The following is a 15,024-nucleotide window of genomic DNA, read 5'->3' as shown; positions in this document are numbered from 1 at the left end:
GGTTCCTCTCCGCCCGTGCATGCATGTTAGGGGCAGATAAAAACAAGATGGCTAAGCAAGACTATTACGAGATTTTAGGCGTTTCCAAAACAGCGGAAGAGCGTGAAATCAAAAAGGCGTACAAGCGCCTGGCCATGAAATATCACCCGGACCGTAACCAGGGTGATAAAGAGGCCGAGGCCAAGTTCAAAGAGATCAAGGAAGCCTACGAAGTTCTGACCGATGCACAAAAACGTGCGGCATACGATCAGTACGGGCACGCCGCGTTTGAACAGGGCGGTGGTGGATTTGGCGGCGGCTTCGGCGGCGGCGCTGACTTCAGCGATATCTTTGGTGACGTTTTCGGCGATATCTTTGGCGGCGGACGTGGTCGTCAGCGCGCAGCGCGTGGTGCTGATTTACGTTACAACATGGATCTCACCCTGGAAGAAGCCGTACGTGGCGTGACCAAAGAGATCCGTATTCCGACGCTGGAAGAGTGCGACGTTTGCCACGGCAGCGGTGCGAAAGCAGGTACTCAGCCGCAGACCTGTCCAACCTGTCATGGTTCCGGCCAGGTGCAGATGCGTCAGGGTTTCTTCGCCGTGCAGCAAACCTGCCCGCACTGTCAGGGGCGCGGTACGCTGATTAAAGATCCGTGCAACAAATGCCACGGTCATGGTCGCGTAGAGAAAACCAAAACCCTGTCGGTTAAAATCCCGGCGGGTGTGGACACAGGCGATCGTATTCGTCTCTCCGGCGAAGGTGAAGCGGGCGAGCATGGCGCGCCAGCGGGCGATCTGTACGTTCAGGTGCAGGTGAAGCAGCACCCGATCTTCGAGCGTGAAGGCAACAACCTGTATTGCGAAGTGCCGATTAACTTTGCAATGGCGGCGCTGGGTGGCGAGATTGAAGTCCCGACGCTGGATGGCCGTGTGAAGTTGAAAGTGCCGCACGAAACGCAAACCGGCAAGCTGTTCCGCATGCGCGGAAGAGGCGTGAAATCCGTACGCGGCGGCGCGCAGGGCGATCTGCTGTGCCGTGTTGTGGTCGAAACGCCGGTAGGTCTGAACGAGAAGCAGAAGCAGTTGCTGAAAGATCTGCAAGAAAGCTTCGGCGGCCCGACAGGTGAGAAAAACAGTCCGCGTTCGAAGAGTTTCTTCGACGGCGTGAAGAAGTTTTTCGATGATTTGACGCGTTAATCACCGCTGTTACATTGCATAAAAAGCCCGGGATTGCACAATCCCGGGCTTTTTTGTTTGTCGGCGACGATGATTTTATTTCGTAAAAACCGAACATTTCACCATAAATAATCTAATTTTAACGATAGATCATGCGAGGTAAGATAGACGCCACGAGGTTTGATTATATTGAGAGAATAAAAAGTGAAACACCTGCATCGTTTTTTTAGCAGTGATGCCTCCGGGGGCATCATTCTCATTATCGCCGCTGTGCTGGCTATGCTGATGGCGAACAGCGGATTCACCAGCGGATGGTATCACGCCTTTCTGGAGACGCCCGTTCAGCTGCGGGTTGGGGCGCTTGAGATCAACAAAAATATGCTGCTGTGGATCAACGACGCGCTAATGGCGGTATTTTTCCTGCTGATTGGTCTGGAGGTCAAGCGCGAGCTTATGCAGGGCTCGCTTGCCAGTTTACGTCAGGCGGCGTTTCCGGTGATTGCCGCCGTTGGCGGTATGATTGTTCCGGCGCTGCTCTATCTGGCTTTTAACTATTCCGACCCGATTACGCGCGAAGGCTGGGCGATCCCGGCGGCAACGGATATTGCTTTTGCGCTGGGCGTATTGGCCTTGCTGGGCAGCAGGGTGCCGCTGGCGTTGAAGATATTCCTGATGGCGCTGGCTATTATTGACGACCTGGGCGCGATTGTGATCATTGCGCTGTTCTACACCAGCGATCTTTCGATGGTCTCGCTGGGGGTGGCGGCATTTGCGATTGTGCTTCTGGCCGTGCTGAACCTGTGTGATGTCAGACGAACAGGGGTTTATATCCTGGTCGGCGTGGTGCTGTGGACTGCCGTATTGAAATCTGGCGTTCATGCCACTCTTGCCGGGGTGATCGTCGGCTTCTTCATCCCATTGAAGGAGAAGCATGGTCGTTCTCCGGCGAAGCGTCTGGAACATGTGCTGCACCCGTGGGTGGCGTATCTGATTCTGCCGCTGTTCGCCTTCGCCAATGCGGGTGTCTCGCTACAGGGGGTGACGCTTGACGGGCTGACCTCAATACTCCCGCTGGGAATCATTGCCGGGTTGCTGATCGGTAAACCGCTGGGGATTAGCCTGTTTTGCTGGCTGGCGCTGCGTCTCAAACTGGCGAAGTTGCCGGAAGGAACACGTTTTCAGCAAATAATGGCGGTCGGTATTCTGTGCGGGATCGGTTTTACGATGTCGATTTTCATCGCCAGTCTGGCGTTTGGTAGTGTAGATCCGGCACTGATTAACTGGGCGAAGCTGGGGATTTTGATTGGTTCTCTGCTTTCGGCAGTGATCGGCTATAGCTGGTTACGTACACGTTTAAGCCCGGTGGTCTGAGCGGGGACAGAGGGTTGGGGGGGCTGATGTGGCCCCCCTTGCGACACAGATCAGGGAGAGGAGTGAGCATGTCTCATATTAACTACAACCACCTTTATTATTTTTGGCATGTGTATAAAGAAGGTTCCGTTGTCGGGGCGGCAGAAGCGCTTTACCTGACGCCGCAAACCATCACCGGTCAGATCAAAGCCCTTGAGGAGCGCTTGCAGGGAAAATTATTCAAGCGTAAAGGGCGTGGGCTGGAGCCCAGTGAATTAGGGGAACTGGTGTTTCGCTATGCGGACAAAATGTTTACCTTAAGCCAGGAAATGCTGGATATCGTTAACTACCGCAAAGAGTCTAATCTGCTGTTTGATGTCGGCGTGGCGGATGCGTTGTCAAAACGTCTGGTCAGCAATGTGCTGGACGCGGCCGTGGTTGACGACGAACAAATTCATTTGCGCTGTTTTGAATCCACCCATGAGATGCTGCTTGAGCAGCTTAGCCAGCATAAGCTGGATATGATTATCTCGGATTGCCCAATCGACTCTACTCAGCAGGAAGGGCTGTTTTCGGTGAAGATAGGTGAATGCAGCGTGAGCTTCTGGTGTACGAAACCGCTGCCTGCAAAACCCTTCCCGGCGTGTCTGGAAGAGCGTCGGCTGCTGATCCCAGGCCGTCGCTCTATGCTCGGTCGCAAATTATTAAACTGGTTTAATTCGCAGGGCTTAAACGTCGAAATCCTCGGCGAGTTTGATGATGCGGCGCTGATGAAAGCGTTTGGCGCTACCCACAATGCGATTTTCGTCGCGCCGACGCTCTATGCGCATGACTTTTACGCCGATGAGTCGATCGTTGAGATTGGCCGTGTGGAAAACGTCATGGAAGAGTACCACGCCATTTTTGCCGAGAGGATGATTCATCAGCACCCGGCCGTACAGCGTATTTGTCACGCGGATTACTCGGCGCTATTTAGCCACAAAGGGTAAGTGCTACAGGCCGGATAAGGCGTTTGCCCGCCATCCGGCAGACATAAAAAAACCCGCTTGCGCGGGCTTTTTTACAAAGCTGATAACAAGCGGGCGATTAAGCCAGTTTGTTGATCTGTGCAGTCAGGTTTGCTTTATGACGTGCCGCTTTGTTTTTGTGGATCAGACCTTTAGCAGCCTGACGGTCCACGATCGGTTGCATTTCGTTAAATGCTTTCAGTGCAGCAGCTTTGTCGCCAGCTTCGATAGCTGCGTATACTTTCTTGATGAAAGTACGCATCATAGAGCGACGGCTTGCGTTGTGCTTACGAGCCTTTTCAGACTGAACGGCGCGCTTCTTAGCTGATTTGATATTAGCCAAGGTCCAACTCCCAAATGTGTTCTATATGGACAATTCAAAGGCCGAGGAATATGCCCTTTTAGCCTTCTTTTGTCAATGGATTTGTGCAAATAAGCGCCGTTAATATGGCGGCACTCGTTACGTAGTGATGGCGCAGGATTCTACCAGCTTGCGGGTCGTGAATACAGCTTTTCCACGATAAAAATTACATTGAATGGGCAGTTTCTTGTTCTGATTTGCCCCATAACAATGAAAACAATCTTCTTTATGTTTCACAGGGGCAATCGTCGGTTAACCTTGACCGCTGTACAAGGTATACTCTGACGATTTTCACTGTTTTGAGCCAGACATGAAGCTGATACGCGGCATACATAATCTCAGTCAGGCCCCGCATGGGTGTGTGCTGACTATTGGTAATTTCGACGGTGTGCATCGTGGCCATCGTGCATTGCTGCAGGGCTTGCGGGAAGAAGGGCGCAAGCGGGGTTTACCAGTGATGGTAATGATTTTCGAACCGCAGCCGCTGGAACTCTTCGCTACGGAAAAGGCCCCTGCGCGCCTGACCCGCCTGCGGGAAAAACTGCGTTACCTGGCGGAATGCGGCGTGGACTACGTGCTGTGCGTACGCTTCGATCGCCGCTTTGCCGCCCTGACCGCACAAAACTTTATCAGCGATCTGCTGGTGAAGCGTCTCGGCGTGCGGTTCCTCGCTGTCGGTGATGATTTCCGTTTTGGCGCTGGTCGCGAAGGCGATTTCTTGTTATTACAGAAAGCCGGAGCGGAGTACGGTTTTGACATCACCAACACGCAGACCTTTTGCGAAGGTGGCGTACGAATCAGCAGTACGGCCGTGCGTCAGGCGCTGGCGGAGGACAACCTGCCGCTGGCTGAAAGTTTGCTGGGGCATCCGTTTACCATCTCCGGGCGTGTCGTCCACGGCGATGAGTTAGGGCGCACCATTGGTTTCCCGACGGCGAATTTACCGCTGCGTCGTCAGGTCTCCCCGGTAAAAGGGGTTTATGCGGTGGAAGTGATGGGGCTGGGTGATAAACCCATGCCTGGCGTTGCCAATATCGGCACGCGTCCGACAGTGGCAGGCGTACGCCAACAGTTAGAAGTGCATCTGCTGGACGTTGTAATGGACCTCTATGGTCGCCATATAGATGTAATACTGCGTAAAAAAATACGCAACGAACAGCGATTCGCATCGCTGGATGAACTAAAAGCGCAGATTGCGCGTGATGAGTTAACTGCCCGCGATTTTTTTGGGCTATCAAAACCGGCTTAATGCCTATACGAGTTTTAAATACGGAACCGAGAATCTGATGAGTGACTATAAATCAACCCTGAATTTGCCGGAAACAGGGTTCCCGATGCGCGGCGATCTCGCCAAGCGTGAACCGGGAATGCTGGCGCGTTGGACCGATGATGACCTGTACGGCATCATTCGTGCGGCCAAAAAAGGCAAAAAAACCTTCATTCTGCATGATGGCCCTCCTTATGCGAATGGCAGCATTCATATTGGTCACTCGGTTAACAAGATTCTGAAAGACATTATCGTGAAGTCCAAAGGACTCGCGGGATTTGACTCGCCTTACGTTCCGGGCTGGGACTGCCACGGTCTGCCGATCGAGCTGAAAGTCGAGCAGGAATACGGTAAGCCGGGCGAAAAATTCACGGCTGCGGAATTCCGTGCGAAGTGTCGCGAATACGCCGCCACCCAGGTTGACGGCCAGCGTAAAGACTTCATCCGTCTGGGCGTGCTGGGCGACTGGTCGCATCCGTATTTGACGATGGACTTCAAAACTGAAGCCAACATCATTCGTGCGCTGGGTAAAATCATCGGCAACGGCCATCTGCATAAAGGCGCGAAGCCGGTGCACTGGTGCGTGGACTGCCGTTCCGCGCTGGCGGAAGCGGAAGTGGAATATTATGACAAAACGTCTCCGTCTATCGACGTGGCGTTCCACGCCGCTGACCAGGATGCGGTGAAAGCGACGTTTGGCGTTTCCAGCGTCAACGGCCCGATCTCGCTGGTTATCTGGACCACCACCCCGTGGACGCTGCCTGCGAACCGCGCGATCTCTCTGGCGCCGGATTTTGATTACGCGCTGGTACAAATTGACGGCCAGGCGCTGATTCTGGCGAAAGACCTGGTGGAAAGCGTGATGCAGCGCCTTGGCGCGGCTGACTATACCATCCTCGGCACCGTAAAAGGCGCGGAGCTGGAGCTGTTGCGCTTTACCCATCCGTTTATGGACTTCGACGTTCCGGCGATCCTCGGCGATCACGTCACGCTGGATGCCGGTACGGGGGCGGTGCATACCGCGCCTGGTCATGGCCCGGACGACTATGTCATCGGTCAAAAATACGGTCTGGAAACCGCTAACCCGGTCGGACCGGACGGCGCTTACCTGCCAGGCACGTATCCGACGCTCGATGGCGTGAACGTTTTCAAAGCGAACGACATCGTCGTTGCGCTGCTGCGTGAAAAAGGCGCGCTGCTGCACGTTGAGAAGCTGCAACACAGCTATCCGTGCTGCTGGCGTCACAAAACGCCGATCATCTTCCGTGCGACGCCGCAGTGGTTCGTCAGCATGGATCAGAAAGGCCTGCGCGAGCAGTCGCTGAAAGAAATCAAAGGCGTACAGTGGATCCCGGACTGGGGTCAGGCACGTATTGAATCAATGGTTGCGAACCGTCCTGACTGGTGTATTTCCCGTCAGCGTACCTGGGGCGTGCCGATGTCTCTGTTTGTTCACAAAGACACCGAAGAACTGCACCCGCGCGCCATCGAACTGATGGAAGAAGTGGCGAAGCGCGTTGAAGTGGACGGCATTCAGGCATGGTGGGACCTCGATCCGAAAGAGATCCTCGGCGACGACGCTGACCAGTACGTGAAAGTGCCGGATACGCTGGACGTCTGGTTTGACTCCGGTTCGACACACGCTTCTGTGGTCGATGTGCGTCCTGAGTTTGCCGGTCATGCGGCGGATATGTATCTGGAAGGTTCCGATCAGCATCGCGGCTGGTTCATGTCCTCCCTGATGATCTCCACTGCGATGAAGGGCAAAGCGCCGTACCGTCAGGTACTGACCCACGGCTTCACCGTGGATGGTCAGGGCCGCAAAATGTCCAAATCCATCGGTAACACCGTTTCTCCGCAGGATGTGATGAACAAACTGGGTGCGGATATTCTGCGTCTGTGGGTGGCGTCTACCGACTACACCGGCGAAATGGCCGTTTCCGACGAGATCCTGAAACGCGCTGCCGACAGCTATCGTCGTATCCGTAACACCGCGCGCTTCCTGCTGGCGAACCTGAACGGGTTTGATCCGGTAAAAGATATGGTGAAACCGGAAGAGATGGTGGTGCTGGATCGCTGGGCGGTGGGCTGCGCGAAAGCGGCGCAGGACGATATCCTGAAAGCCTACGAAGCCTATGATTTCCACGAAGTGGTACAGCGTCTGATGCGCTTCTGCTCCGTTGAGATGGGCTCGTTCTACCTCGACATCATCAAAGACCGCCAGTACACCGCGAAAGCCGACAGCGTGGCGCGTCGTAGTTGCCAGAGCGCGCTGTACCATATCGCAGAAGCGCTGGTGCGCTGGATGGCGCCGATCATGTCCTTCACCGCAGATGAAATCTGGGGTTATCTGCCAGGCGATCGTGAGAAGTACGTCTTTACCGGTGAGTGGTATGAAGGTCTGTTTGGCCTGGCCGCGACTGAGCCGATGAACGATAGTTTCTGGGACGAGCTGCTGAAAGTGCGTGGCGAAGTGAACAAGATTATCGAGCAGGCGCGTGCGGATAAGAAAGTCGGTGGTTCTCTCGAAGCGGCTGTCACCCTGTACGCTGAACCGGAACTGGCGGCGAAGCTGACTGCACTGGGCGATGAATTACGATTTGTCCTGTTGACCTCTGGCGCGAAAGTCGCTGACTATGCGGAGGCTTCTGCTGATGCGCAGCAGAGCGAACTGCTCAAAGGGCTGAAAGTCGCGTTGAGTAAAGCCGAAGGTGAGAAGTGCCCACGCTGCTGGCACTACACCACGGATGTCGGCAAGGTAGCGGAACACGCAGAGATCTGCGGCCGCTGTGTCAGCAACATCGCCGGTGATGGCGAAAAACGTAAGTTTGCCTGATGAGTAAGCCTCTTTGTTCAACAGGACTGCGCTGGCTGTGGCTGGTGGTGGTCGTGCTGATTATCGATTTAGGCAGCAAGTACCTGATCCTCCAGAACTTTGCTCTGGGGGATACGGTGTCGCTGTTCCCGTCGCTTAATCTGCACTACGCGCGTAACTATGGTGCGGCGTTTAGCTTCTTAGCCGACAGCGGCGGCTGGCAGCGCTGGTTCTTTGCCGGTATCGCCATCGGTATTTGCGTTATCCTGATGGTGATGATGTATCGCTCGAAGGCGACGCAAAAGCTGAACAACATTGCTTATGCGTTAATCATTGGCGGTGCGCTGGGCAACCTGTTCGACCGTCTGTGGCACGGCTTCGTTGTCGATATGATCGACTTCTATGTTGGCGACTGGCATTTCGCCACCTTTAACCTGGCCGATAGCGCGATTTGTATCGGTGCGGCGTTGATTGTGCTGGAGGGTTTCCTGCCGAAAAAGCAGGCGTAATAAAATGCCGGATGGCGGCGTAAGCGCCTTATCCGGCCTACAAAATAGCGCGATTCTTGTAGGCCCGGTAAGCGTAGCGCCACCGGGCAAACAGGTAGCCCAAAACAAGCCTCTCGTAGGCCCGGTAAGCGTAAGCGCCACCGGGCAAACAGGTGACCCAAAACAAGTGAGCAAACCTGCATGTCTAAATCAGTACAGAGTAACAGTGCGGTGCTGGTGCACTTCACCTTAAAGCTTGACGATGGCTCTACCGCTGAGTCAACGCATAACAATGGTAAGCCAGCGCTATTCCGCCTGGGTGACGGCTCCCTGTCTGAAGGGCTGGAGCAGCATCTTCTGGGACTGAAAGACGGCGACAAAACCACGTTTTCTCTGGAGCCGGATGCCGCGTTTGGCGTACCGAGCCCGGACCTGGTTCAATACTTCTCTCGCCGCGAGTTTATGGACGCGGGCGAGCCTGAAGTGGGGGCAATTATGCTCTTTACCGCAATGGACGGCAGTGAGATGCCTGGCGTGATCCGCGAAATTAACGGTGACTCGATTACCGTCGATTTCAACCATCCTCTGGCCGGGCATACCGTTCATTTTGATATTGAAGTGCTGGAAATCGATCCGGCACTGGAGGCGTAAAATGCAGATCCTGTTGGCCAACCCGCGCGGCTTTTGCGCAGGTGTAGACCGCGCTATCAGCATTGTAGAAAACGCGCTGGCTATTTACGGCGCGCCAATTTATGTCCGTCACGAAGTGGTGCACAACCGCTACGTGGTGGATAGCCTGCGTGAGCGCGGGGCGATTTTCATCGAGCAGATCAGTGAAGTACCGGACGGCGCGATCCTGATTTTCTCCGCACACGGGGTTTCCCAGGCGGTACGTAACGAGGCGAAAAGCCGCGATCTCACCGTTTTTGACGCCACCTGTCCGCTGGTAACAAAAGTGCATATGGAAGTGGCGCGCGCCAGCCGTCGCGGCGAAGAGTCAATCCTGATCGGCCACGCCGGGCACCCGGAAGTGGAAGGGACGATGGGGCAGTACAGCAACCCGGAAGGGGGCATGTATCTGGTCGAGTCGCCGGACGACGTTCTGTCGCTTGATGTCAAAAACGAAGGCAAACTCTCCTTTATGACCCAGACGACGCTCTCCGTCGATGACACGTCTGATGTGATTGACGCGCTGCGTCAACGCTTCCCGAAAATTGTCGGGCCGCGTAAAGATGACATTTGCTACGCCACGACGAACCGTCAGGAAGCGGTGCGCGCGCTGGCGGAACAGGCTGATGTCGTGCTGGTGGTTGGTTCGAAAAACTCCTCCAACTCCAACCGTCTGGCTGAACTGGCGCAGCGTATGGGGAAAGCGGCGTTTCTGATCGACGATGCCACCGACATCCAGGAAGCCTGGGTGAAAGAGGCGAAGTGCGTTGGCGTGACCGCTGGCGCTTCCGCACCGGATATTCTGGTGCAGAATGTGATCGCTCGCCTGCAAGAGCTTGGCGGCGGCGAAGCCATTCCGCTGGAAGGCCGCGAAGAGAACATTGTTTTCGAAGTGCCGAAAGAACTGCGTGTGGATGTTCGTGAAGTAGAGTAATTACGCTTTGACGCCGGTCTGCTATCCGACCGGCATCTTTTATGCCATTACGTTTCGCTCAGGCGATACATCCTGCGCGGATGTCCTGGCTTGCCATACAGCATTTCGACGCGAAGAAACCCCGTCTCGACACCGTGTTCAACATAGCGGCGTGCCGTGGTTTTACTTAACCCCGTTCCGGCAACCACGTCGTCAACGGAGAAGCTGCGCGTGCTGTTTTCTGTAAAAAGCTTCTGCACCAGCGCCAGCGTGATTTCTTCAATCCCCTTACTGCCATTCTCCTGACGGTAATTTTTCGCCTGTAACAGGTAGAGTGAATCGACGTTTTGCTGATCGACAATTTTCCATACCCGCTGCTGTTCGGCAAACTGGACAAAACGTTCCAGCGACTGGCTGAGCCGTTTCCATGAGATTGGCTTCAGGATATAGTCAAACGCGCCGTTGCGAATCGCCAGGCTACAGGTATCCATATCACTGGCGGCAGTAATAAAGATCACTGAGCAATTCGTGTTCATGACTAACGGATCGCTGATGAGCGTAATACCCTTACCATCCGGTAGATAGTTGTCCAGCAGCAGTAGCTGAGGCCGCAGCTGGTTGAGTTTTTGCCGGGCATCGGCAAGCGTGGAGGCAATGCCTGCCAGTCGGAGTCTCGGATGTTTGTCGATCAGTTCAGCGTGCAGCTGCGCCAGTTCGTTCTCGTCCTCAACGATCAGGACATCGATAAGTTCAGGTTGCATAATCGGTACCTTCCAGTTCCTGTACGGGACTGCGGGAAATTCCCGTAGCGGGAATAAACAACGTAAATATGGCGCCGCGCGGCGAATTATCAGCGACTTCTATCACCCCTCCCGCCTGAGTGACATAACTTTCAATCAGATACAATCCAATGCCATGATCGCCCCGGGTTTTCGTGGTGACGCCACGTTCGAAAATATGCTCGCGAATCTCCGGTTTGATACCGACTCCCTGATCGGCCACTTCGATAATCAACTCATGCTCGTTGAGTCTGATCAGCACGTCCACTGGCGCATGCGGTAATGGCGATCGCTGCGTTGCTTCGATCGCGTTATCGAGTAAATTGCCCAGGATCGAAATCAGTTCTGATTCTGCAAGTGGCGGAAAAGGCCCATCCATCCGGCAACTGGGATCGAAATTCAGTTCCACCCCTTTTTCACCCGCTCTTGCCGCCTTACCTAACAGCAGGCCGCACAACGTCGGTGAACTGAAGCGCGATGAGATAAAGTCCAGCAGCTCCTGGGCATGTTCCGACTGGGCCTGAATATAATCAATGGCTTCATTGTAACGGCCCATATGCAGTAAACCAGAAAGGGTCGTCATGCAATTGAGCTGCTCGTGGCGCATGATGCGCAGATTATCTACGTAACGTTTTACCTGGCTTAGCTGAGCGCTCAAACTGTCTATTTCATTGCGATCGCGGAAGGTTATCACCCATCCCTGAAGTGAGTTCTCCAGCATGATGCGCACCCGGCTGGCGATAACCGTCAATTCATTGAAACGGCAGATTTCATCATGAGTGTCATTCTTCAGCATCACCTCTTTAAGGAAGAAGGGGGATGGCGTAATCACTTCGGTAATGTGTTGCCCGCGTATCGCCTGTGCAGGCTGGCCTAAACCCAGCAGCTCGCGGGCAGCCTGATTGATCACCTCAATGTGCAAATTATTATCAATGGCGATTACCCCTTCATAAATCGATTCCATCATCGCTTTTTGCTGACGAACCAGCAGGCCTATCTCTCGCGGCTCCAGTGAAAAAATCTGTTTTTTAATACTGCGGGTGAAGAACCAGGAAAAAACAAAAAGGGATATCAGCAGCAGGATGGCGGCAACCAGGATACTGACGGCTTTATTCACCGTAATGGTGTTGAGGTAACTGGTGAGGTATCCAACGGAGACGATACCAATAACCTCGCCCTGATCGTCAACAATGGGCGCTTTACTGCGCAGGGAGATGCCCAGGCCGCCACGGCGAATTGTCGTGGTGCTCTTTCCGTGAAGCACTTCAGTGTTATCGTCGCCAACCAGCTTTTTTCCTACTCTGTCGGCATAAACCGAATGAAACAGATGGATGCCTTCTTTATCTCCGATAACAATAAAACTGGCGTCGCTATGCGCGGCTATTTTTTGCATAAATTGATGAATCGCCGTGGTATCTCTTTCCACGACTTCTTTTCGCAAATTCGGAATAAGCGCAATTTCTTCCGCCTGTATTTTCGCCCTGGCTCCCATCTCCTGATAAAGCTGTTTTTCTACGTGCATATAATAGTATCCACCCAGTAAGGCAAATAATATGGAGAAAAAAGCAATCAGCGATATAAACAGTTTGATCTGAAATGAAACTTTCATAATGTTCAGGCATCGTCATCAGGGATACGTCACTGTATCATCTTTTGGCCTGAATGAAGCGATTTTGCCAGAAACCTGTGATCTTTTGCACAGCAGAATATATTGCAGTAGGCAGCGCGCAGGCGCAACGGTGTTGCCAAACGTTGCTTTAAATACGCGCTGAAAAGAAACCATAAAAACCACGGCGTTAAATAAGAGATAAATCACATAAAATAATAGAAACCATTAAAACTATAGAGACCATTAAAACTTCTTTTTGAATTCGTCAGCACTCACACAAAGTAAATATTGAAGCCCATAAACTAACCCTGAAAAATAACCGAGGGCTTAATAATGAGCACGACTGATGATTCTTTCTCTGTTACTCATGAACCGTTAAACATTCAGCGTTTGTCACTTAAAGAACGCTGGTGGCACATTATGGATACATGGAAAATCGGTATTATTCCATTACCGATGTTTTTGTTGGCCGGCGCATTAATCGCGATTGATTGCCTGGGCGGGAAGCTGCCGAGCGATATTGTCGTGATGGTTGCCACGCTGGCTTTTTTTGGCTTTGCCTGCGGAGAGTTTGGAAAGCGTTTGCCCATCGTCGGCAAACTGGGAGCCGCCGCAATTTGCGCGACCTTTATTCCTTCCGCGTTAGTTTACTATGGCCTGCTTCCGGATGTGGTGGTGGAGTCGACGACCAAATTCTATAAATCTACCAACATCCTGTATCTCTATATCTGCTGCATTATCGTCGGCAGTATTATGAGTATGAATCGCACCGTGCTGATTCAGGGTTTCCTGCGTATTTTCTTCCCAATGTTATGCGGTGAAATCGTCGGCATGGTTGTTGGTATGGGCGTCGGCCTGGCGCTTGGCCTCGAACCCTTTCAGATTTTCTTCTTTATTATTTTACCCATCATGGCCGGCGGCGTTGGCGAAGGCGCTATTCCGCTTTCAATCGGCTATGCGACCCTGTTACACATGGATCAAGGGGTGGCGCTCGGTCGTATCTTACCGATGGTGATGCTGGGCAGTCTGACCGCCATTATCATCTCCGGCTGCCTGAACCAACTGGGCAAGCGCTTCCCGCATCTGACCGGCGAAGGTCAATTGATGCCAAACCGTGCGAATGCCGATGAACAATCGCCGTCACTGGCGGAAGGCGTCTCTGGCAAAACGGATGTGACCACGATTGCCGCAGGCGCGCTGCTGGCGATACTGCTCTATATGCTGGGTATGTTAGGGCACAAGCTGATTGGCTTGCCCGCACCGGTTGGCATGTTGTTTGTGGCTGTGCTGGTCAAGTTAGTTAACGGCGTATCGCCCCGCGTTCTTGAAGGTTCGCAGGTGGTGTACAAATTCTTCCAGACTTCGGTGACTTACCCCATTCTGTTCGCGGTTGGCGTCGCCATTACGCCGTGGGAGGAGCTGGTGAACGCCTTCACCCTGACCAATCTTCTGGTCATTATCAGTACCGTTGCTGCGCTGGTCGCGACAGGATTCTTCGTTGGTAAAAAAATCGGTATGCATCCTATTGATGTCGCCATTGTCTCCTGCTGCCAGAGTGGGCAAGGCGGTACGGGCGACGTAGCGATTTTAACCGCAGGCAACCGCATGAGCCTGATGCCGTTCGCACAAATTGCGACGCGTATCGGCGGGGCGATAAATGTTTCCATTTCGCTGCTGGTGCTGGGTAACTTTCTTATTTAATTGAAGTATGCAGGATTGATAATTATGAAACTCGCAAGCTTTCTTTATCAGGGCACTCGCAGCTATGGCATCGTTACTGCCGGAGGCATTATTGATTTGGGGAACCGCATCGGCGACCAGTATCGGGACCTGAAGGCGCTATTGCAGGGGGATGGTCTGGAGCAGGCGCGGCGCTTCGCGCAGGCGCCGGTCGATCTAAAAATGGATGCAATCACCTTTTTACCGGTAATAGAGCGACCGGAAAAAATACTCTGTGTCGGCATGAACTACGCCGAAAAGCGCCAGGAGTTCGATCAGCATGACCCCGCGCCGACGCTGTTTGTTCGTTTTGCGGATTCGCAAACCGGGCACAACATGCCGGTACTCAAGCCACGTCATTCGCATGAGTTTGATTACGAGGGGGAGCTGGCGGTGATCATCGGTAACGGTGGCGAGAATATCTCCCGCGACCATGCGCTTGACCATGTCGCCGGATACAGCTGCTATATGGATGGCTCCGCACGCGACTGGCAGCACAGCTGGTTTACTGCGGGGAAAAACTGGCGGCAGACCGGCGCTTTTGGCCCGTGGATGGTTACTGCCGATGAAATTCCCGACCCGCATCAGCTGGCGATCCGCACCTGGCTCAACGGCCGCATGGTACAGGAAGATAACACCAGCAGTATGATCCATAAAGTTGCTGAATTAATTGAGTATATAAGCACTTTCACCCGTCTTAATTCCGGGGACGTCATCATTACGGGCTCGCCGGGCGGCGTAGGGAAAAAGAGGAATCCGCCGTTATTCATGCAGGAAGGCGATCGTATTGAGGTGGAGATTGAGCACATTGGCCATCTGAGTAATGTCATTATGGAAGCCCCGCTACAGGCCTTTGCGGCGGCGCATTAATACGATGAGCCAACACG

At 53.5% G+C, this 15,024-nt stretch carries 14 protein-coding genes; 11 read left to right on the top strand and 3 right to left on the bottom strand.

From position 1 onward, the window contains the following. Positions 1-47: 47 nt before the first annotated feature. The 3 genes from dnaJ to nhaR all read left to right on the top strand — a co-directional run bounded on the left by dnaJ (position 48) and on the right by nhaR (position 3,499). The gene (gene dnaJ / locus OGV50_RS14670) at positions 48-1,181 is read left to right on the top strand and encodes a molecular chaperone DnaJ (protein WP_047463780.1); all 1,134 of its coding nucleotides are present in this window, start codon (positions 48-50) and stop codon (positions 1,179-1,181) included. Positions 1,182-1,364: 183 nt separating this feature from the next. Beyond that, positions 1,365-2,531, top strand: coding sequence for a Na+/H+ antiporter NhaA (gene nhaA / locus OGV50_RS14665; RefSeq protein ID WP_200091337.1), 1,167 nt, complete (start codon positions 1,365-1,367; stop codon positions 2,529-2,531). A 68-nt stretch (positions 2,532-2,599) separates the two neighbouring features. After that, the gene (gene nhaR, locus OGV50_RS14660; protein WP_286488602.1) at positions 2,600-3,499 is read left to right on the top strand and encodes a transcriptional activator NhaR; all 900 of its coding nucleotides are present in this window, start codon (positions 2,600-2,602) and stop codon (positions 3,497-3,499) included. A gap of 97 nt (positions 3,500-3,596) precedes the next feature. On the opposite strand, the gene rpsT is transcribed toward nhaR, so the two are convergent. Continuing rightward, positions 3,597-3,860, bottom strand: coding sequence for a 30S ribosomal protein S20 (gene rpsT, locus OGV50_RS14655; RefSeq protein WP_001518655.1), 264 nt, complete (start codon positions 3,858-3,860; stop codon positions 3,597-3,599). A gap of 102 nt (positions 3,861-3,962) precedes the next feature. On the opposite strand from rpsT, the gene OGV50_RS14650 reads away from it, so the two are divergent. The 6 genes from OGV50_RS14650 (at position 3,963) to ispH (ending at position 10,051) form a co-directional block, all read left to right on the top strand. After that, a complete protein-coding gene (locus OGV50_RS14650; protein ID WP_049008862.1) occupies positions 3,963-4,163 on the top strand; it encodes a DUF2575 family protein in 201 nt (66 codons plus the stop codon). A 25-nt stretch (positions 4,164-4,188) separates the two neighbouring features. Further along, positions 4,189-5,127 carry a bifunctional riboflavin kinase/FAD synthetase gene (ribF, locus tag OGV50_RS14645; RefSeq protein WP_012134153.1) on the top strand — a complete coding sequence of 313 codons (939 nt, stop codon included), beginning with the start codon at positions 4,189-4,191 and terminating at the stop codon, positions 5,125-5,127. Positions 5,128-5,164: 37 nt separating this feature from the next. Beyond that, positions 5,165-7,981 (top strand): isoleucine--tRNA ligase, encoded by a 2,817-nt coding sequence (gene ileS / locus OGV50_RS14640; RefSeq protein ID WP_200091346.1) that lies wholly within the window; start codon positions 5,165-5,167, stop codon positions 7,979-7,981. Beyond that, positions 7,981-8,469, top strand: a complete 489-nt coding sequence (gene lspA / locus OGV50_RS14635) for a signal peptidase II (RefSeq protein WP_047459022.1) — start codon at positions 7,981-7,983, stop codon at positions 8,467-8,469. Before ileS ends, lspA begins: the two co-directional genes overlap by 1 nt. 180 nt (positions 8,470-8,649) lie before the next feature. Then, the gene (fkpB, locus tag OGV50_RS14630; protein ID WP_112001207.1) at positions 8,650-9,099 is read left to right on the top strand and encodes an FKBP-type peptidyl-prolyl cis-trans isomerase; all 450 of its coding nucleotides are present in this window, start codon (positions 8,650-8,652) and stop codon (positions 9,097-9,099) included. Between the two features lies 1 nt (position 9,100). After that, entirely contained in the window at positions 9,101-10,051 is a 951-nt protein-coding gene (gene ispH, locus OGV50_RS14625) for a 4-hydroxy-3-methylbut-2-enyl diphosphate reductase (protein ID WP_012134149.1), read from the top strand. Between the two features lie 47 nt (positions 10,052-10,098). Here the strand turns inward: ispH and OGV50_RS14620 are convergent, their stop codons facing one another. Both OGV50_RS14620 and OGV50_RS14615 read right to left on the bottom strand, forming a co-directional pair. Beyond that, positions 10,099-10,791: a response regulator gene (locus OGV50_RS14620; protein WP_049010161.1), complete on the bottom strand. Its 693-nt coding sequence runs from the start codon at positions 10,789-10,791 to the stop codon at positions 10,099-10,101. Beyond that, positions 10,781-12,418, bottom strand: coding sequence for an ATP-binding protein (locus OGV50_RS14615; RefSeq protein WP_049010162.1), 1,638 nt, complete (start codon positions 12,416-12,418; stop codon positions 10,781-10,783). Before OGV50_RS14615 ends, OGV50_RS14620 begins: the two co-directional genes overlap by 11 nt. A 333-nt stretch (positions 12,419-12,751) precedes the next feature. Here OGV50_RS14615 and OGV50_RS14610 point away from each other — a divergent pair, with 333 nt between their 5' ends. Together OGV50_RS14610 and OGV50_RS14605 are read left to right on the top strand one after the other, a co-directional pair. After that, a complete protein-coding gene (locus tag OGV50_RS14610; RefSeq protein ID WP_012134145.1) occupies positions 12,752-14,119 on the top strand; it encodes a 2-hydroxycarboxylate transporter family protein in 1,368 nt (455 codons plus the stop codon). Positions 14,120-14,143: 24 nt separating this feature from the next. Continuing rightward, on the top strand, positions 14,144-15,007 hold the full coding sequence (locus OGV50_RS14605) for a fumarylacetoacetate hydrolase family protein (protein ID WP_200091348.1): 864 nt from the start codon (positions 14,144-14,146) through the stop codon (positions 15,005-15,007). Positions 15,008-15,024 lie beyond the last annotated feature (17 nt).

Source organism: Citrobacter sp. CK180 (assembly GCF_030333655.1).
In the GTDB taxonomy this organism is placed as follows: Bacteria; Pseudomonadota; Gammaproteobacteria; order Enterobacterales; family Enterobacteriaceae; genus Citrobacter_B; species Citrobacter_B koseri.
Note: the sequence above shows the minus strand (reverse complement) of the source record. Positions and strands in the feature narration are given on the sequence as shown.

Coding starts and splice junctions, on each gene's coding strand:
- dnaJ (WP_047463780.1), top strand. CDS start 48: ATGGCTAAGCAAGACTATTACGAGATTTTAGGCGTTTCCAAAACAGCG.
- nhaR (WP_286488602.1), top strand. CDS start 2,600: ATGTCTCATATTAACTACAACCACCTTTATTATTTTTGGCATGTGTAT.
- ribF (WP_012134153.1), top strand. CDS start 4,189: ATGAAGCTGATACGCGGCATACATAATCTCAGTCAGGCCCCGCATGGG.
- ileS (WP_200091346.1), top strand. CDS start 5,165: ATGAGTGACTATAAATCAACCCTGAATTTGCCGGAAACAGGGTTCCCG.
- lspA (WP_047459022.1), top strand. CDS start 7,981: ATGAGTAAGCCTCTTTGTTCAACAGGACTGCGCTGGCTGTGGCTGGTG.
- fkpB (WP_112001207.1), top strand. CDS start 8,650: ATGTCTAAATCAGTACAGAGTAACAGTGCGGTGCTGGTGCACTTCACC.
- ispH (WP_012134149.1), top strand. CDS start 9,101: ATGCAGATCCTGTTGGCCAACCCGCGCGGCTTTTGCGCAGGTGTAGAC.
- OGV50_RS14620 (WP_049010161.1), bottom strand. CDS start 10,791: ATGCAACCTGAACTTATCGATGTCCTGATCGTTGAGGACGAGAACGAA.
- OGV50_RS14615 (WP_049010162.1), bottom strand. CDS start 12,418: ATGAAAGTTTCATTTCAGATCAAACTGTTTATATCGCTGATTGCTTTT.
- OGV50_RS14610 (WP_012134145.1), top strand. CDS start 12,752: ATGAGCACGACTGATGATTCTTTCTCTGTTACTCATGAACCGTTAAAC.
- OGV50_RS14605 (WP_200091348.1), top strand. CDS start 14,144: ATGAAACTCGCAAGCTTTCTTTATCAGGGCACTCGCAGCTATGGCATC.